Source organism: Sphaerimonospora cavernae (assembly GCF_042435035.1).
GTDB classification, from domain to species: domain Bacteria; phylum Actinomycetota; class Actinomycetes; order Streptosporangiales; family Streptosporangiaceae; genus Sphaerimonospora; species Sphaerimonospora cavernae.
The window spans coordinates 43,077-59,769 of the sequence record NZ_JBHMQT010000038.1; the positions used below are offsets into that span (position 1 = coordinate 43,077).

General features: G+C 68.2%; 20 protein-coding genes and 1 tRNA gene. 12 read left to right on the forward strand and 9 right to left on the reverse strand.

What is annotated here, in order from left to right:
* Nucleotides 1–108 precede the first annotated feature (108 nt).
* Together ACFHYQ_RS18220 and ACFHYQ_RS18225 are read left to right on the forward strand one after the other, a co-directional pair.
* Nucleotides 109–354 carry a BON domain-containing protein gene (locus tag ACFHYQ_RS18220; protein WP_204015047.1) on the forward strand — a complete coding sequence of 82 codons (246 nt, stop codon included), beginning with the start codon at nucleotides 109–111 and terminating at the stop codon, nucleotides 352–354.
* Nucleotides 351–1,079 carry a metallophosphoesterase family protein gene (locus ACFHYQ_RS18225; RefSeq protein WP_394302357.1) on the forward strand — a complete coding sequence of 243 codons (729 nt, stop codon included), beginning with the start codon at nucleotides 351–353 and terminating at the stop codon, nucleotides 1,077–1,079. Before ACFHYQ_RS18220 ends, ACFHYQ_RS18225 begins: the two co-directional genes overlap by 4 nt.
* Nucleotides 1,080–1,178: 99 nt before the next feature.
* On the opposite strand, the gene ACFHYQ_RS18230 is transcribed toward ACFHYQ_RS18225, so the two are convergent.
* Entirely contained in the window at nucleotides 1,179–1,328 is a 150-nt protein-coding gene (locus ACFHYQ_RS18230) for a GPGG-motif small membrane protein (protein ID WP_204015040.1), read from the reverse strand.
* Nucleotides 1,329–1,397: 69 nt separating this feature from the next.
* Entirely contained in the window at nucleotides 1,398–1,901 is a 504-nt protein-coding gene (locus ACFHYQ_RS18235) for a DUF1360 domain-containing protein (protein WP_394302358.1), read from the reverse strand.
* A gap of 55 nt (nucleotides 1,902–1,956) precedes the next feature.
* Between ACFHYQ_RS18235 and ACFHYQ_RS18240 the strand changes: the two genes are divergently transcribed.
* Nucleotides 1,957–2,550, forward strand: coding sequence for a nucleotidyltransferase (locus ACFHYQ_RS18240; protein ID WP_394302359.1), 594 nt, complete (start codon nucleotides 1,957–1,959; stop codon nucleotides 2,548–2,550).
* A gap of 139 nt (nucleotides 2,551–2,689) precedes the next feature.
* Here ACFHYQ_RS18240 and ACFHYQ_RS18245 read toward each other — a convergent pair whose 3' ends face one another.
* The gene (locus tag ACFHYQ_RS18245) at nucleotides 2,690–3,070 is read right to left on the reverse strand and encodes a PRC-barrel domain containing protein (protein ID WP_204015032.1); all 381 of its coding nucleotides are present in this window, start codon (nucleotides 3,068–3,070) and stop codon (nucleotides 2,690–2,692) included.
* Nucleotides 3,071–3,250: 180 nt separating this feature from the next.
* On the opposite strand from ACFHYQ_RS18245, the gene ACFHYQ_RS18250 reads away from it, so the two are divergent.
* The 3 genes from ACFHYQ_RS18250 (at nucleotide 3,251) to ACFHYQ_RS18260 (ending at nucleotide 5,705) form a co-directional block, all read left to right on the forward strand.
* A tRNA-Lys gene (locus tag ACFHYQ_RS18250) sits at nucleotides 3,251–3,324 on the forward strand.
* Nucleotides 3,325–3,675: 351 nt separating this feature from the next.
* Entirely contained in the window at nucleotides 3,676–5,070 is a 1,395-nt protein-coding gene (locus tag ACFHYQ_RS18255) for an APC family permease (RefSeq protein WP_394302360.1), read from the forward strand.
* Nucleotides 5,067–5,705 (forward strand): GOLPH3/VPS74 family protein, encoded by a 639-nt coding sequence (locus tag ACFHYQ_RS18260; RefSeq protein ID WP_394302361.1) that lies wholly within the window; start codon nucleotides 5,067–5,069, stop codon nucleotides 5,703–5,705. Before ACFHYQ_RS18255 ends, ACFHYQ_RS18260 begins: the two co-directional genes overlap by 4 nt.
* Before the next feature lie 31 nt (nucleotides 5,706–5,736).
* Here the strand turns inward: ACFHYQ_RS18260 and ACFHYQ_RS18265 are convergent, their stop codons facing one another.
* The 3 genes from ACFHYQ_RS18265 to ACFHYQ_RS18275 form a co-directional block, all read right to left on the reverse strand.
* Complete coding sequence (locus ACFHYQ_RS18265) at nucleotides 5,737–6,399, reverse strand: potassium channel family protein (protein ID WP_394302362.1); 663 nt, start codon at nucleotides 6,397–6,399, stop codon at nucleotides 5,737–5,739.
* A complete protein-coding gene (locus ACFHYQ_RS18270) occupies nucleotides 6,392–7,750 on the reverse strand; it encodes a TrkH family potassium uptake protein (RefSeq protein ID WP_394302363.1) in 1,359 nt (452 codons plus the stop codon). The genes ACFHYQ_RS18265 and ACFHYQ_RS18270 overlap by 8 nt, the downstream gene beginning before the upstream one ends.
* Nucleotides 7,751–7,840: 90 nt before the next feature.
* Nucleotides 7,841–8,257 (reverse strand): VOC family protein, encoded by a 417-nt coding sequence (locus ACFHYQ_RS18275; protein ID WP_394302364.1) that lies wholly within the window; start codon nucleotides 8,255–8,257, stop codon nucleotides 7,841–7,843.
* A gap of 111 nt (nucleotides 8,258–8,368) precedes the next feature.
* Here ACFHYQ_RS18275 and ACFHYQ_RS18280 point away from each other — a divergent pair, with 111 nt between their 5' ends.
* The gene (locus tag ACFHYQ_RS18280; RefSeq protein WP_394302365.1) at nucleotides 8,369–8,809 is read left to right on the forward strand and encodes a pyridoxamine 5'-phosphate oxidase family protein; all 441 of its coding nucleotides are present in this window, start codon (nucleotides 8,369–8,371) and stop codon (nucleotides 8,807–8,809) included.
* Between the two features lie 63 nt (nucleotides 8,810–8,872).
* On the opposite strand, the gene ACFHYQ_RS18285 is transcribed toward ACFHYQ_RS18280, so the two are convergent.
* Nucleotides 8,873–9,343: a CBS domain-containing protein gene (locus ACFHYQ_RS18285; RefSeq protein WP_394302366.1), complete on the reverse strand. Its 471-nt coding sequence runs from the start codon at nucleotides 9,341–9,343 to the stop codon at nucleotides 8,873–8,875.
* A gap of 298 nt (nucleotides 9,344–9,641) precedes the next feature.
* Here ACFHYQ_RS18285 and ACFHYQ_RS18290 point away from each other — a divergent pair, with 298 nt between their 5' ends.
* Both ACFHYQ_RS18290 and ACFHYQ_RS18295 read left to right on the forward strand, forming a co-directional pair.
* On the forward strand, nucleotides 9,642–10,202 hold the full coding sequence (locus ACFHYQ_RS18290) for a dihydrofolate reductase family protein (protein ID WP_394302367.1): 561 nt from the start codon (nucleotides 9,642–9,644) through the stop codon (nucleotides 10,200–10,202).
* 241 nt (nucleotides 10,203–10,443) lie between these two features.
* Complete coding sequence (locus tag ACFHYQ_RS18295) at nucleotides 10,444–11,016, forward strand: hypothetical protein (RefSeq protein ID WP_394302368.1); 573 nt, start codon at nucleotides 10,444–10,446, stop codon at nucleotides 11,014–11,016.
* Between the two features lie 158 nt (nucleotides 11,017–11,174).
* On the opposite strand, the gene secA2 is transcribed toward ACFHYQ_RS18295, so the two are convergent.
* Entirely contained in the window at nucleotides 11,175–13,484 is a 2,310-nt protein-coding gene (gene secA2, locus ACFHYQ_RS18300) for an accessory Sec system translocase SecA2 (RefSeq protein ID WP_394302369.1), read from the reverse strand.
* Nucleotides 13,485–13,763: 279 nt separating this feature from the next.
* Between secA2 and ACFHYQ_RS18305 the strand changes: the two genes are divergently transcribed.
* From ACFHYQ_RS18305 to ACFHYQ_RS18315, 3 genes are read left to right on the forward strand one after another with little or no spacing between them, the layout of a single operon-like run.
* Nucleotides 13,764–14,123, forward strand: coding sequence for a VOC family protein (locus tag ACFHYQ_RS18305; RefSeq protein ID WP_394302370.1), 360 nt, complete (start codon nucleotides 13,764–13,766; stop codon nucleotides 14,121–14,123).
* A 51-nt stretch (nucleotides 14,124–14,174) separates the two neighbouring features.
* Complete coding sequence (locus ACFHYQ_RS18310; protein ID WP_394302371.1) at nucleotides 14,175–15,152, forward strand: DMT family transporter; 978 nt, start codon at nucleotides 14,175–14,177, stop codon at nucleotides 15,150–15,152.
* Nucleotides 15,153–15,170: 18 nt separating this feature from the next.
* Nucleotides 15,171–15,452 (forward strand): hypothetical protein, encoded by a 282-nt coding sequence (locus ACFHYQ_RS18315; RefSeq protein WP_394302372.1) that lies wholly within the window; start codon nucleotides 15,171–15,173, stop codon nucleotides 15,450–15,452.
* A gap of 60 nt (nucleotides 15,453–15,512) precedes the next feature.
* Here ACFHYQ_RS18315 and ACFHYQ_RS18320 read toward each other — a convergent pair whose 3' ends face one another.
* Complete coding sequence (locus ACFHYQ_RS18320) at nucleotides 15,513–16,664, reverse strand: FAD-dependent monooxygenase (protein ID WP_394302373.1); 1,152 nt, start codon at nucleotides 16,662–16,664, stop codon at nucleotides 15,513–15,515.
* Nucleotides 16,665–16,693 lie beyond the last annotated feature (29 nt).

The following is a 16,693-nucleotide window of genomic DNA, read 5'->3' on the forward strand; positions in this document are numbered from 1 at the left end:
GTGTTTCGCCGGGGAGGCGGCGGGCAGCGGTAGCCGTACGGGACCCTGCCGTACGAACTGGAGCAGACCGGTGCCAAATGGAAACCGGGAGGAGACCAGGGGGACGCCATGGAGACTCCGCATTATGTCGCGGCCCGCGTGCAGCGGGTGCTCGCGGAGGACGACAGGACCACAGAACTGGGTATCCGGGTGGATGTACGGGGGGAGCACGTGTTTCTCCGTGGGCAGGTGCCCTCTGAGAAGCGGCGGCGTGTGATCGAGGAGGTCGCTCGTGAGGCGACCCCCGGCCTGCGGGTGCACAACGAGATCACACTCGTCGAGGTGAGAGAACCGGGGGAGGAGGAGCACTTGTGACGGATCTGCGGATCGCCGCCGTCGCCGACATCCATCTCGGATCGGACCTGAGCGGCCAGTACCGCAAGCGGCTCGAGGACATCGAGCACCGGGCCGACGTGCTGCTGGTGGGGGGTGACCTGACCAGGCACGGCACGGCCACCGAGGGCAGGATCGTCGCCGACGAGTTGCACGGTCTCCCCATCCCCGTCATCGCCGTGCTCGGCAACCACGACTACCACTCGGACGCCGACCGAAAGATCATTCAGACCCTGCGGGACGCTGGGATCACCGTGCTCGACGACGACGCCATGACGATCACGGTCAACGGAGTGCGGCTCGGCATAGCCGGCGGCAAGGGCTTCGGCGGAGGCTTCGCCGGCAAGTGCGCCAGCGAGTTCGGCGAGCCGGAGACCAAGGCGTTCGTCCGCCACACCCGGGAGATCGCCGACCGCTGGCGCCGGGCGATGAAAGACCTCGACGCCGACCGCAAGATCGTGTTGAGCCACTATTCGCCCGTCAAGGAGACCCTCATGGGCGAGCCGCCGGAGATCTACCCGTTCCTCGGCAGCTACCTTCTGGCCGAAGCGGCGGATGCGGAAGGCGCTGACCTGTTCATTCACGGCCATGCCCACGCCGGTATGGAACAAGGCGTGACCCCCGGCGGGGTCCGCGTGCGGAACGTGGCACTCCCGGTCATCAAGCACGCCTACGCCGTGTACTGCCTGGACGGTGAAGGCCTGTAGGCCCGGCGGGTCTCCCTCACGACGCCATGACGACAGTGCGGCCCCGAACCGAACAGCCGGGCCGCACCTTCGTCATAAGCATGATCATCTGTCGGGAAGCTAGGGATTGAAGATGCTGACGCCGCCGGGGCCGATGAGGAAACCGAGGACGATGAGGACGATCCCCCACAGGATGTCCCGGCGGGCCAGGATGACGTAGATTCCGGAGATGACGAGTACGACGGCGATGATCCACAGTAGCGTAGCCATATCCGTCAGCTGCCCTGACAGTCCGCCCCGTAACATCGTCAAGTCGCGGCTCTGACCGTGAGGGTGGCGTCACTCGTTCGCGGCCTTCATGAAGCGGCTGTAGGCGAGCTGCAGCCAGTCGGAGGCCGCCACGGCCGCCATCGTCGCGCCCGCCATACGGGTCACCCGGGGGGCGAACACCAGCCCGGCCGCGTATCCGGTGGCCACCCACTGGGACAGACAGAACGGGCAGGTGAGCAGCTCGCCGAGGGCGTGACGCAGCCCCGACCCGCGGACCCCCTCCTTCAGCTCGGAAGGGCCGGAGACGCCTTCATATTTGGTGAACGGCGCCCGGATCGGGCTGGTGACGGTGTCCTTGGCCAGGGTCCGGGAGAGCCGGTGCGTGAACAGGCCCATCAGCGCGATGTCCATCACGCTGATCTTCTCCGGAGCGTGACGCCGACAGAGCCGGGCCGCCGCCAGTAACACGGAGACGGCACCGCCGTACGCCGCGAGGACCCGGGTGTACGACTCGAGCGGGCGCTCTGCTTCACCTTCGTAGGCATGCTGGATGTCCTTGAGGGTCTCGGTCATGCCCGCGCTCTACCCGGGATTGTTTGCGGCGAACATGTGCGGGCAAGCGAGATGAGTGGGCAGTCACGGTCATGCGGTCACCGACGCCATCCTGGAGACGCTGAAGCGTGCCGGCGCCGGTCTCAAGGAGGCCGGGGTCCGGTTCGCCCTGGCCGGAGGCTGTGCCGGGTACGCCAGAGGCGCCGCGCCCTCGCTTCACGACGTCGACTTCGCACTCATGGAGGAGGACGTCCCACTCGCGCTCAAGACGCTGGACAGTCTGGGCTTCCGGACCGCGAAACCGCCGGAGGACTGGCTGGTCAAGGCGTACGACGAGGGCGTGCTCGTCGACATGATCTTCTCGATCGCCGAGCGGCCGGTCACCGAGGAGCTGATCGCACGGGCACAGTCGATCACCACCGCGGCGATCAGCCTTCCCGTGCTCGAGGCCACCGACCTGGTGGTCTCCTGGATCCTGCCGCTGTCGGAGCACAGCTGCGACTACGGATCGCTGCTGCCGATGGTCCGGGCCATGCGGGAGCAGGTGGACTGGGACCGGGTCGCCGCCATCGTGGCGCCGTCGCCGTACGCGTCGACGTTCGTCACGCTGCTCGAGCGGCTGCGCGTCATCGCGCCGACCTCGCCGACATCGCCGGTCCACTGGCCGTGAGCGAGCCGGGAGGCCGGTAAAGCGGTAAAAGGGCCGCGCCGTACGGCACGGCCCTTGGTGGACGTCTGTCTGCTGCTTTGGATTTTGGATGGGGATCGGCCGGTGGCGGCGGGTCCGGACCGTGCGGCCCGGTAAGTCGCTACATGCCCATGCCGCCCTGCATGCCGCCGGGGCCCTGGAAGCGCCCGTAGTAGTCCGCCACGCGCTCGCGGTAGCCCGCCTCCCGGTACGCCGCCGAGTCGAACTCCGGCGCACTCTTGATCTCCTGCTTGGTGCGGCCGACGAAGACCTTGCGCTCGCGCATGTCGATCTGGGTCACCACGCTGGCCGGCAGCATGACCTTCTTTCCGAAGATCCAGGGGCCGGTGTCCACGACGATGAAGCTCTGGCCGGCCTCGTTGCTCGCCTCGTCGACGGACCCGATCTTGCCGTCCGTGGCCTCTACGGCGTATCCGGCGATGTCGAGGCCCTGTCCGGTCTCCTGGATGCTGGCGGGATAAGACCAAAGGTCCGGTGTCATGATCTATCTCCCTTCGTCATCGGGATCCGTACCCGGGGCGACAGGGGGCAACATCCAGGACACGTAAGGGTCAGGACAGGCTCTGATTGCCTTCCACGGGTCTTCTCCCGTCCGCCCGTGCCGTACGGCCGAGGCCCTCTGGCGCAGAGCACCTCGAGGTGCCGCTAGTCTTGAGGGGACGCGCCGCTAGCTCAGTTGGTCAGAGCAGCTGACTCTTAATCAGCGGGTCCGGGGTTCGAGTCCCTGGCGGCGCACCGAAGGAGAGACCCCGGGCCGTAGAGCACCCGGGGTTTTTCGCGTCCTTCCGGAGACGTTTGTCGCTCGTCCGCTCAACGGCGTGTTTCTCCGCCGGGAAGAATAGTTTCGGTCGCATCGGCCGCCTGTCGAAGTTTTCTACTCTCTTCACCGTGTCTCCTCGGTGACCGGCGCCGGGGGCGGGCCGTTCCAGGTCGTGTCTGTTGGCCTATCCCGTGGCTTGCGGCAGGACGTTCCCTAGAGGAGGATCGTCCCCTATGACCCGGTCGATGGAGTGCATTCCCGTGCCATCGGCTTGCGGGCAGGACGAACTTTGCAACTTGCGAAACAACGGAATATAGGAGGCTGCGGTGCAGCCACAGGAGACTATCGAGCGGTTCGGATACCGCCAGGAATTACGGCGCGGTATCGGCCTGGCCGACATGGTGTTCTACGGCCTGATCTTCATGGTGCCGATCGCGCCATTCGCGATCTTCGGCGAGGTCTACCGTGTCTCGAAGGGCATGCCAGCGCTGGCGTACCTGATCGGGATGGTCGCGCTGCTGTTCACCGCGGCGTCCTATGCCCAGATGGTCAGGGCCTTCCCGCTGTCCGGTTCCGTCTACAGCTACGCGGGGCGCGGCATCGCGCCCCCGGTCGGGTTCATGACCGGATGGGCCATCCTGCTGGACTACATCCTCGCTCCCACACTGCTGTACCTGATGGCGTCGATCGCGATGAACGCCACCGTGCCGGCGGTCCCGGTATGGATATGGCTGATCATATTCGTGATCGTGAACACGGTGATCAACCTGCGCGGCATCCGGATGACCGTCTCGCTCACCAAGATGATGATCATCGTTGAGCTGGTCGTCCTGGCCTTGTTCATCGCGGTCGGCGTGTGGGCGATCACACAGGGAAAGGGACACGGGTTCAGCCTCGATCCGCTGTTCAACTCCGACGCGTTCTCCTTGTCGCTGGTTTTCGGCGCGGTCTCCTTCGCGGTGCTCTCCTTCCTCGGCTTCGACGGCATCAGCATGCTCGCCGAGGAGTCCAAGGGCGGCTCGGCCCAGGTGGCCAAGGCGATGCGCCTGGCCCTCATGCTGGCCGGTGTGCTGTTCATCACCCAGGTGTGGGTCGCCGCCCTGCTGGTGCCGGATCCGGCCGCCCTGCTGAGCGGCGAAGACAACGGCACGGCGTTCTACGACATCGCCGCCATCGCGGGCGGCGACTGGCTTTCGAACCTCACATCGGTCGCGACCGCGGTCTCCTGGGGGCTGGCCAACACGTTGGTCGCGCAGGTCGGCGTGTCCCGTCTGCTCTATGCGATGGCACGCGACCGGCAGCTGCCGGCCTTCCTCGCGAAGATCTCGGTCAAGCACTCAGTGCCGGCCAACGCCACCCTGTTCGTCGCGGCGTTGTCCGTCGTGCTGGGCGTGTGGATGGCCAACATCGAGGACGGCGCGAACCTGCTCGTCAGCCTCATCAGCATGGGCGCGCTGATCGCCTTCATAGTCCTGCATGTGTCCGTTATCGTCCATTACGTGGGCCGGCAGCGCTCGACCGATCTGTGGTCCCACCTGGTCATGCCCCTGATCGGGATGGCGATCCTCATCTACGTCGTGATCAATGCCAGCATCCTGGCCCAGTGGCTGGGACTGATCTGGCTGGGCATCGGCGCAGTGATCTTGGTCGTTCTGTACGCCATGGGCCGGCGCCCCGACCTGTCCGGCTTCGCGCAGCAAGGGAGCACCCCGACGTCATGAACCGGCTGCCGCTCCATCAGGAGCTGTACCTCATCGCCCACGACGACGATGGCAAGGCGTTGATCCAACAGCCGTCTCTGCGCCTCGGACTCGCCGGGGCGGTGCTGCTCGATCTCACGCTGAGCGGCCGACTCAGCGTCACCCAGGGACAGCTCGCCGTCTACGATCGCACCCCTATCGGCGACACGGTCGCCGACAGCCTCATCCCCGCGATCCTGAACGATCGGGCCAACCGCGACCTCAAGATCTGGATCAAACAGATCGCCGAGGACATCTACGACCGCACCTGCGGAAGCCTGATCGCCGCCGGCGTGCTCACCAAGGTGAACAAACGCCGCCTGGGCATGCTCGCGCAGACCCGTTACCAGCCGGTCAACACCACTGCGGCCGTACGCGCGCGCGCCGGGGTGCGTGCGGCCGCCGACCGCAGGGAGGAACCCGACGCCCACTGCGCCGCGCTGTGCGGGCTGGTCGGTGTGCTGCACCTGGAGTCGGTGCTCTACATCGATCAGCCGTCGAGCCAGCTCATCGGGCGCCTGCGCACCATCGCGGGCGAGTACTCCCGGTCGGTTCAGGAGATCGTCGCGACCGTCGACCTGCTCCTCGGCGAGGCCGCGGTGGCCGTCTACCGGTGAGAGCGACGGACCGTCGGATTCAGGCTCAGGCTCAGGGCAGCTCGGCGAAGCGTTCGACCTGCTCGGTCCGGCCGGAGACGATGATGACGTCGCCGTAGCCGAGTTCGGTGTCGGCCGTGGCGTACGTGAACTCCTCACCCGGGCTTTTGACCGCCACGACCGTCACCCCGTGCTTGCGGCGCAGGTTCGACTCTCCCAGCGGGACACCCACGTACTCCTTGGGTGGGCGGGTCTTGACGAGGGCGAAGTTCTCGTCGACCTCGACGTAGTCGAGCATCCTGCCGCTGACCATGTGCGCGACGCGCTCGCCCATGTCGTGTTCGGGAAAGACCACGTGCTGAACGCCGATCCTGCTGAGGATCCGGCCGTGCTGGCGGCTGATCGCCTTCGCCCAGATGTCGTCGATCTCCAGCTCCACCATCAGCGAGGCGGTCAGGATGCTCGCCTCCAGGTCGCCGCCGATGGCCACCACGGCCCGGTAGAAGTCGGGCACGCCGAGTTGACGCAGCGCCTCGATGTCGGTGGAGTCGGCCGTGACGACGTGGGTGATGTGCCCGGCCAGGCTCTGCACGACCTTGGGCCGGCGGTCGATGGCGAGCACCTCGGTGCCGCGCCGGGTGAGCTCCAGCGCGAGGGACGTGCCGAAGCGGCCGAGCCCGACCACGACGACCGGCTCGCTTGTCCTGTCAGCCAACGATGATCCGCTCCTCGGGTAGCTCGTAACGCCTGGTGCGCTCCTTCAGGGCGAGCGCGGAACCGAAGGTCAGCGGCCCGATCCTGCCCACGAACATGAGCAGGACGAGCAGCGCGTGCCCGGCCGGGCTGATGTCGGAGGTGATGCCGGTGGACAGGCCGCACGTGGTGAACGCCGAGACGACCTCGAACATTACCCGGTCCAGGCTGTGCGGCGTCAGCACGAGCAGGATGTAGGTGGCAATCATGATCACGGTCACGCTGATCACGGCGATCGTGACGGCCTGGCGCTGCGCCGACTCGGGCAGCCGCCGGTGGCCGATGTTGACATGGGTCTCCCCGCGCAGTTCGGACCAGATGACGAACGCCAGCAGGCCGAACGTGGTGACCTTGATGCCACCCGCAGTGCCCGCGCTGCCGCCGCCGATGAACATCAGCAGGTCGGTGGTGAGCCAGCTCGACGGATACATCTGCGAGATGTCCAGGCTGTTGAAGCCGGCGGAACGCGGCATCGCGGCGGCGAAGAACCCGGCCAGCATCCGGTCGGACTCGTCCAGCGCTCCCAACGTGTGGGGATTGCTCCACTCGGTGCCGAGGAAGAGCAGCGTGCCCAGCGGTAGCAGGACGGCGGTGACCGTCAGCGTGATCCTGGTCAGCAGCGACCACCTGCTCGGACGGCGCCAGCAGCGGAACAGTTCGAACACCACCGGGAATCCGAGCCCGCCCACGATCACCGCGGCCGCGATCGTCAGGCAGATCCACGGGTCGGTCACGAACCGCGTGAGGCTGTCCGGCCACAGGGTGACCCCGGCGTTGTTGAACGAGGAGACCGCGTGGAAGATCCCGAGGTAGGCCGCCCGGCCGAGCGGTTCGCCGTACCCGCCGGCGAACCGCAGCGTGAGGATGACCGCCACGACCGTCTCGGAGGCCAGGCTGAACAGCACGACGCGCGACAGCAGGTGCCGTACGTCCGCCATGCCGAAGGCCTTCCGCTCCTCCTGGGCGAGCAGCCGGGCGCGCAGGCCCAGCCGGCCGGATACGAGCACGGTGAACAGGGAAGCCAGGGTCATGATGCCCAACCCCCCGATCTGGATCAGTACGGCGATCACCACCTCGCCGAACATCGACCAGTGCGTCGAGAGGTCCACGACCGCCAGGCCGGTCACGCACACCGACGACGTGGCGGTGAACAGGGCGGTGAGCCAGCCTGCCGACTCGCCCGACTCGGTCGCGAACGGCAGGGCCAGCGCGGCGGTGCCGAGCAGTACGGCGAGGCCGAAGGCCGTCACGATCATCTTGGCCGGATGTTGGAATCCGCTGAGAACGGCCGACGCCCGCCTGGTCCGCCTCATCTCGGCGACTCCCTCGGGTGTTGGGTCATCTGAGGATTATGACCCTACGCGCAGGTTGACTTTGTGCGGGGCGGGCCCGGGTTCGCACGATCATAGGTCGATGGACCGGCGGTCCCGGCGGAGTGGGTGGCTTTCGGGGATCTGGACGAGCACTATGGGCGTGCCGTCCGGGTCCTCGATCCACATCTCGATCAGCCCCCAGGGCTCCGTGAGAGGCGGGCGCAGTACGGGCACCCCCGCGGCCGCCAGCCGGTCGTGCTCCGCCCGGACGTCCCGGACCTGGAGCCAGATCCGGAGGTGGGCCCCGCGCGAGCCTTCCGAGACCGTGTTGGTCTCAGGGGCCGGGGAGACCTCGAGAAAGCCCTGCCCGAGGAAGAACACCACCCCGGGGTCGTCGGCCGGTCCGAACTCGCGGTACACCGCCAGCCCGAGCAAATCCCGGTAGAACCTTCGGCTGGCGTCCGGATCGGCCGGGCGCAGGAGTATCCGGCTGCTGAGCACTTCCATTCCGTTCGGCCTCCTCACGAACAATGTGTGATGATCGTGCCCGGATCGGGCATGCGGATGAAGGAAGAAGCCGGAAAGTCCCGAAACGGCGGCGATCACCGGGAGGTACCCATGGCAGAGGGCGCCGACTCCGGCCGGACCCGGCTGGAATGGCTCGACAAGGACGAATGCCTGGAACTCGTCGCCTCGGGCGGCGTGGGCCGGGTGGCGTTCAACAGCCAGACCGGACCGGTGATCCTGCCGGTCAACTACATGATGGACGCGGGCACGATCCTGTTCCGTACCGCGCTCGGCGGACCCCTCGACACCGATCTCCGCACCGGGGTCGAGGGCGCCGAGTTCAAGGTCGCCTTCGAGGTCGACCGGATAGACGAGGCGCGCCGGGAGGGGTGGAGCGTGCTCGTACGGGGCGGCGCCCACCACGTCACCGGCGAGGAGGAGTGCGCGCAGGCCGCCGCCACCGGCCTGGAGACGTGGGCGGGCGGCGAGCGGGAGCTGTTCATCAGGATCGCGCCCGTCGAGATCACCGGGCGCAGGATCACCCGCGGCTAGAACACGACCTGGGCACGCCGGCCGATCTGGCCGCCGACCGGGTGGACGGCGCCGTCGTACTGATCACGAATGTGGCGGCAGCACCGGCTGCAGGCGGAACAGCCCGCCCTTGACGTCGGCGTCCTCGCGGTGCGGAACGCGTCCGGCGACCGCCAGCAGCACGTCCCTCGCGGTGATCAATCCCTCCAGGGTGCCCCGGGAGCTGACCACCGGAACGGCGCCCGCCGCCGAATCGATCATCTGGGCGACCACCTCATCGAGCGGCGAGGTCGGCGCCGCCTGTGGTCCAGGCCTGTCGGGCAGGAGCTCCCTCACCCGCACCCGGGACTGTTCCGCCGGACCTCCCGACCAATGAGAGGACAGGTCCTCCCGCCCCAGCACGCCGACGATCCTGGACTCGTCGTCCACGACCGGCAGGTGGTGCACACCCGCCCGCCGCATGAGCTCCCATGCCATCAGTGGTGATTCGTCCGGCTCGACCGTGACGAGTGTCCGGCTCATCACGTCTGCCGCGATCATGGTCTCGACACCCATCGCTTTCCTCTGATCATCCGTTCGTTCCGTGCCGGTCCCAGGGCGTGTTCCAGCCGGGCCGATCACGGTCTCCGCAGCGATGCGGGCGGTTGTCCTTCCGGTGCTTCTGAGTACCTATGACCCGCCCCAAGCAGGTCATTCACACTTCGCCGACCCATCTGGCTCCGCATCTCTAGCCGACGAATATTTATGTCTTGACAAAAAAAATCGTCGGATGCCATGATGGAGACCGTTCCGCCGAGGAGGCGCTCCGAACGCGCATTCCTCCAAGTCGGAGGCCGTGGAAAGGAAGCAGCTCATGCGCAAGTTCAAGCTCCAGACCCAGGTCAGCGTCGACGGCTACATGGCCGGCCCGAACGGCGAGATGGACTGGATTACGGGCGCGTGGACCGACGACATCGGCACCTACATCAAGGGCCTGATGGCGCCGGTCGACCACATCGTGCTGGGCCGAAAGCTCGCCGAGGGGTTCATCCCCGCATGGGAGTCCAGGCCGGAGGGCGAGCCCGAGGAGACCATCGACTGGATGAACAACACGCCCAAGGTCGTGGTCTCCAACACGCTCACCGAGTCACCCTGGAAGAACGCCGTCGTCGCCGGCGGTGACCTCGTCGAGATCGTGAACAAGCTCAAGGCCCAGCCGGGCGGGGACCTGATCGCGTACGGCGGCGGCACGCTCGTGTCGAGCCTGATCGCCAATGAGCTGCTCGACGAGCTTCACCTGTTCGTCAGCCCGATCGCGATCGGCGCCGGAATGCCGGTGTTCGCGAACGGCGCCTACCGGCGGCTCCGCCTTGTCGCCGCTCACCCGTTCGAGTGTGGGGTCGTCGCGCTGCACTACGAGCCGAAGCGCGCCTGAAGACGAGACGGCTGCCACGGAGTCCGTACCATCCGGGCGGCACCGGTCGATGTCCGCCTTTCGCGCCTGATGTCCTATTTAAGCTAGATCATGGAGATGTGGGCGAAAGGTAAAATTTCGTCGCCAAACGTAGTTGAAGTGCATGATCCTGACTTAGTGTCCGATTACCCATTCGTGACCACGTCAGGAGACCCCCATTTCCAGCAACGACGTCACCTGCCCCGTCGAGAGCGGTGCGCAGGTGCTGTACAAGGGCAGCACGACGGCCTCGTACTTCTGGGACGACGGCTCCGGCATCAACGGTGACACGGGCGCCCCCGCGTCTGGCCTGCCGATGCAGAAAGGGCTCGCGGCCAGCCCGAGTTGGCCGATGGGCACCAAGGGTTACGTCACCTACCAGGGGAAGAAGGCCGAGTTCTTCGTCGGAGACCGAGGGCCGGGAGTGCCGTCGAGCAACGGCATCATGCTCGATCTGGACGGCAAGACGTTCGCCGAACTGACGGGCGGCGAGTGGAACACCTCTTCGTACTCCGTCGACGGTGTCGGCGGCATCGGTCACATCCCCGTCGAGTACGTCATCACCGAGTGGGGGGCGGGCCCGGGCAAGAAGGGTGCCCCGCAACCGTTCTCAAGCGGGGCCTACCGCGTGGTGGACGACACGCCGCCGCCGTGCCCCACTCCCACGGCCACCCCGGAGATCTCCGCCGCGGTGTTCGTGGGCGCGCTCGCCGCAGTCGGGGTGAAGGCGCTGTTCCGCCGCCGTCCCCGGCCGCTCGCCATGGTGAGCGACCTCCTGAGAAACAGCAGAGCCTAGGTCCGCGACCCAGAACCTGCCCCGTGATCTTGCGAATACTCGCACGTCGAGCCGTGAGCAGGGATTTTACGGAGTTGATTTGGGCAGGTCAGGAGGGCGGCTTGCGAGAAACTGCAAGATCACGGGAAAGGTGTTGGGTGTGTTGAGCGAGGAGGGGCTCAGCGTTTGCGGCGCTTCAGGGTGCCGGCGACCCGGCTGAGGATCCGGTCCCACTCAGAGCCGAACGGGTTGTCCTGGACGAGGTAGGTCCAGGTCGCGCTGGGCCGCCGCAGGCCCTGTTCGTCGAGATCACGCGTGAGGTCGGCCTTCTCGAAGGTCTCGATCGACCGTCGTTCGATCTCGTCGAGCATGGCGCGGTAGGCGGGGACCGACTCCTTGTTGAACTCGTCGAGCGGGTTCAGCCGGCCGAGTGCCCGCAGGTGGATGCCCTCGCGGAGGTCGGACAGGAAGCCGAGATGCTCGGTCCAGCACCGGTCCAGATGGAACAGCACGATCTGCCGGGCGGCCCGTTGGACCGCGTCTTCCCCCACCGCCTCGGTGAGCTCCCGGTAGCGCTCCGGGCAGGCGGCCAGCATCGCCCGGGCCGCCGTGTCTCCGTGCAGGACCTTGTCCCGGCGTTCCATGAGTTCCCCGCGCTGCCGCTCGAGCAGGCGGGTGTACCGCCAGGTGTTGCGATGGATCTCGAGGTTGACTCCCTCGGCCACACGCTGGGCGTGTGAGATGAGATAGGCGGCGTGCCTGTCGCGCACCACGCCGTCCGCGTCGGCCGCAGGCAGAGACTCGTCCGCGATGTAGGCGGCGAGCAGCGCGTCCTGCCCGCTCATGAAGAACACCGAACCTCCGGGGTCACCCTGCCGTCCGGCCCGCCCGCGGAGCTGGTCGTCGAGCCGGCTGCTCTCGTGCCGGCCGGTCCCGATGACGTAGAGTCCACCGAGCGCGGCCACCTCCCGCTCGCGTTCCTCCGCCCGGCCGCCGCCAAGACGGATGTCCGTACCGCGGCCGGCCATCTGGGTGGAGACGGTGATCGCGCCGCGGGCCCCGGCGCGGGCGACGACCTCGGCTTCCTCCGCGTCGTTCTTGGCATTGAGCACCACGGGATCCAGCCCCTTGGCGCGCAGGGCCTCGGCGAGGCGCTCGGACTCGGCGATGTCGAGAGTGCCGACGAGGACGGGCCTGCCGGTGGCGTGCCGCTCGGCGATCTCCTCCAGCAGCGCCTGCTCCTTGTCCTCCGCCGTGGCGAAGATCCGGTCGGGCTCGTCGACTCGCACGCATGGCTTGTTCGGTGGGATGACGGCGACCCGCAGGTCGTAGAACTCGCGGAGCTGGTCGGCGACCGCGAGCGCCGTACCAGTCATGCCGCATATTTCGGGATAACGCCGGATCAGGGATTGGACCGTGAGCGAGTCGAGGATCTCCCCGGTCTCCGAAGGGGCGAGCATCTCCTTGGCCTCCACCGCGGCCTGCAGGCCGTCCGGCCATCGCTGCAGCATCGCGACCCGGCCGCGTGAGGCGTTGATGAGGTGCACCCGTCCGTCCCTGACGATGTAGTCCACGTCCCGGGCCAGCAGGGCATGGGCGTGCAGGGCGAGGTTGACCTGGGTGACGACGCCGGGGTCGGCGTAGAGGTCGACGCCGAGCGCCTTCTCCACGGTGTCGGTGCCCTTGGGCGTCAGGAAGACACTGCGGCCCTCTTCGTCGATCGTGTAGTGGTATCCCCTCGACATCCGCCGGACCAGCGCTGCCATCTCCGGCAGGGCCACCCCCTGATCGGCCGAACCCGCCAGCACCAGCGGCACCCGCGCCTCGTCCACCAGCACGGAGTCGGCCTCGTCCACGATCGCGACCTGCGGGGCCGGTACGACCAGGTCGGCAGGTTCGGTGCATACCCGATCGCGTAACACGTCGAAGCCGAGTTCGCTCACCGCCGCGTAGGTGACGTCACTGACGTAGGCGGCCCGGCGCTCCTCGGGTGTCGAGTTCTCGGCGATCCAGCCGACGGTCAGGCCCAGTGCGCCGTACAGCGGCGCCATCCACTCGGCGTCCCGCCGGGCGAGGTAGTCGTTCACCGAGACCACGTGCACCCGCCTGCCGCGCAGTGCGAACCCGGCTGCGGTCAACGCCCCCACCAGCGTCTTGCCCTCGCCGGTGGCCATCTGAACGACGTGGCCGTCAAGCATGGCGAGCATGCCGGTGAGCTGCACGTCGAAGGGGCGCTCGCCGAGCGCGCGGCGGGCCGCCTCGCGTACGACCGCGCAGAACTCGGCGCTGCCGATCCGATCCGCGCCGATCCGATCCGCGCCGTTCCGGTCCGCGCCGTTCCGATCCGCATCGCTCGGCATGATCTCGGCCCGGTCGCGCAGACCGGCCTCAAGTTCTCCGGCCTCCGCCACGATCCGCTGGAACGGCGCCAGATCGACGCTCCCCGGCTTGTCGAGGAGGCGCTTGATCCAACCGGTCACCCGCGCCATGCCCACGCCCTCTCGCCAATCTTCGCCCGTCGCTTCCGCCCGTCGCTTCCGCCAGTCGCTTCCGCCGGTCACCCTGAGCCGGTCGACATGAGCCGGTCGACATGGACTGGGCAGGGCACTCGCTTCAACGTCCGGGCCGCCGGACTGGTTCCGTCTGCCCGAGTTCCGTTGGCCAGAGTGCAATCTGCCCGGTTCATGGTGCCATCAGCCCGTGACTGCTCACGCCGCGCCCGCCGTACCTGACACGCTCTGACAGGTACGGCGGGCAGCATGGCGGGCATGACAACGATCGCGAAGTTCCTCGCCGTGACCATCGACTGCGCCGAGCCGAAGAAGCTCGCCGAGTTCTACTCGAAGATCACCGGGTTCGAGGTGCAGTATGCCGAGGATGAGTACGCCGGCATCGGCGACGGCACCGTCAGCATCTACTTCGGACGGGTGCCGGACCGGAAGCCGGCCGCCTGGCCCGGCCCGGACAAGCAGTTCCACCTGGACTTCCGGGTGCCCGACGTGGAGAAGGCGGTGGAGGAGTACCTCGAACTCGGGGCGACCAAGCCGGAGTTCCAGCCAGGCCAGGGCTGGATCGTCCTCGCGGATCCCGAGGGACACCTCTTCTGCGTCTGCCCCGAGGGTTCCTGATCGCCGCCGGTCCCCGGCCTACGGCTGTGAGGATCGGCTGGGGACCTAGTCTTGGTCGGTGACTTCTTCCGCAGAAACCGGTCGGCGCCCATGATGTGGGCGGGAGTGCTGATCGCCCTCGTCGGGGCGCTGGGGTACGCGCTGGGCGCCGCCGTCCAGCAGTTCGAGGCCGTAAGAGACGGCGCCACGCTCACGCTGATGAAGCGGCCGCGCTGGTGGATAGGCGGCTGCATCGGCTTCGCCGGGGCGTGCCTGCACGCTGTGGCGCTGAGCCTGGCGCCGCTCGTCGTCGTGCAACCGGTGAGCGTCACGACGCTCGTCTTCGCGGTGCCGTTCGCCGCGCTGCTGCATGGCAGACGGCCCCGGCGGCCCGAGATCATCGGGTCGGTGGCGGTGGCCGCCGGGCTGCTCGGCCTGATGCTGCTGGTCCCCGCGCACGACACGACCCCCGTGCTGTCGGACGGGTCCGCCCTGGGACTGATCGGGTTCGTGGGCCTGGTGGTCGCCGTCACGTTCCTGGTGGCACGATGGCTCCACGGTCCGCTCAAGGCGCTGTTCATGGCGATCGGCGCGGGTTCGGTCACCGCGACCGTGTCCACGTTCGTCCGGGTCGTCGGCGGCGGTCTCAACGGGGACCTGAGCCGTCTGCTGCACTGGTTCACGCTGGTGATCCCGGCGCTGCTGGTCTTCGCCGTCGTGCTGCTGCAGAAGTCGTACGCCGTGGGCTACTTCGGCATCGCCTACGCGGGGGTCCAGGTGATCGATCCCATCACGTCGGTCGCCGCGGGAGCCGTACTGCTGGGAGAGTCGCTGCCGACCGGCGCGGGCAATGTGATCCCGGCGCTGCTGGCCGCCGGCGTGCTGATCGGCGGCACGATCACGCTGGGCCGCCTGACCCCCGATCACACCCGTGCCGCCCCGAGCCCGACCGATGAGCCGCCGGTGCCTGTCGGCAGCCAGGTGGACGGCCAGGTGGACGGCCAGGTGGACGGCTCTGTCGGCGGCGCGCTGGGCGCGGGCCGAGTCTGAGTCGGGCAGGCGGTCAGGATGGTGCCCAGCGGTGTGGCCGTCGAGGCGGTCAACCACGTGGGACCGCACCTGTCCGCCCGGACGACCGTGCTGCTGTGGAACGACCGTCCGCCGGTCGCCCAGTGGATCGTGGCGGACACGGCCAGGGGAGCCTACCCGTGGGGGTCGGTGGACCGGCAGCGGGAGCGGGTGGAGGAACTGAAGACGATGGGCTACGAGGCCCTGTTCGAGCGCGAGGGATACGTGGTGCTGTACCGGAGTGCTCCGCCGCCTGGCGCGGCGGCCGAGTTGGCCAAGTGACCGAAGTGACCGAAGTGACCGAAGTGACCGGGGCCTGCCTTCCGCTCCGATCCCTCACGGTCAGTGGTCGGGGTCTGCCGGCCAGTTGAAGACGCCGTCGAACTGGCGGAAGGCCACATTCGTGCCGAGCGCGCCGATGCCCAGCAGCATCGCGTCGCGTACGGCCACGGCCGGCCCGCGGCGCCATCGGGTGAGGCGGCAGATCGTCCGCGCCCTGCGGACGATCCGGGTGGTCCGCGCCACCCTCGCCCGGCTGTAGGCGGCCAGATCGACGGCGGTGCCTGCCCTGACGGCCGCGCCCGCCTCCCGGGCCAGCACGACGGCGTCCTCGATGGCCTGGCAGGCGCCCTGGCCGAGATTCGGCGTCATCGGATGCGCGGCGTCGCCGACCAGCGCGGTCCTGCCCCGATGGAAGGCGGGCAGCGGCGTGTCGAGGCTGTAGACGTCATGGCGGAGCACCGCGCCGGGATCGGCCGCGGCCAGCAGTGCGGGGATGGGGGCGTGCCAGTCCCCGAACAGCCGGATCAGCTCGTCCTTCTCACTCGACGCGCGCAGGCCCGGCGACACCGTCGCGGTGGCGTAGCAGTACACCTGGCCTCCGGCCAGCGGCATCACGCCGAAGACGGTGCCGGCCCCCCACGTCTCGGAGGCTCTCGGCGAGTCCGATCCCGGGCCGACGACGCGCCAGCTCGTCACGCCCGCGTAGCGTGGCTCCGGATGCCCGGGGAACAGCGTTCTCCTGGTCGCCGACCGGATGCCGTCCGCGGCGACGATCAGGTCGGCCTCGATGGTCCCCTCGTTCGTGACGACCCGGCCCGCCTCCGGATCGACCGACTCGACCCGGCGGTTCAGGTGCAGCGCGCCGGCGGGCAGCCGTACGGCCAGCAGGTCGACGAGCGTCGCACGTAGGAGCAGCACGATCGGGTCGCCGTACCGGGCCATCATGGCGTCGGTGTCGGAGCGGGAGAGCCAGCGGCCGTCCGGGCGGCGGATGCCGCCCTCGCCCTGGATCGCGGACAGCTTCCGGACCTCGTCGCCGATCCCCGTCGTGTCGAGCGCCCGCAGCGCGTTCGGGGCGATGGCCAGCCCCGAGCCGATGGGATCGATGGCGGCGGCCTGCTCCAGGACGGTCACCCTCCAGCCCTCCTGCGAAAGGGCCACCGCCGACGTCAACCCGCCGATGCCCGCCCCGATCACCACAGCGTGCGACATGCCGTGCTCCCTGCCTCTCGGACGGAACG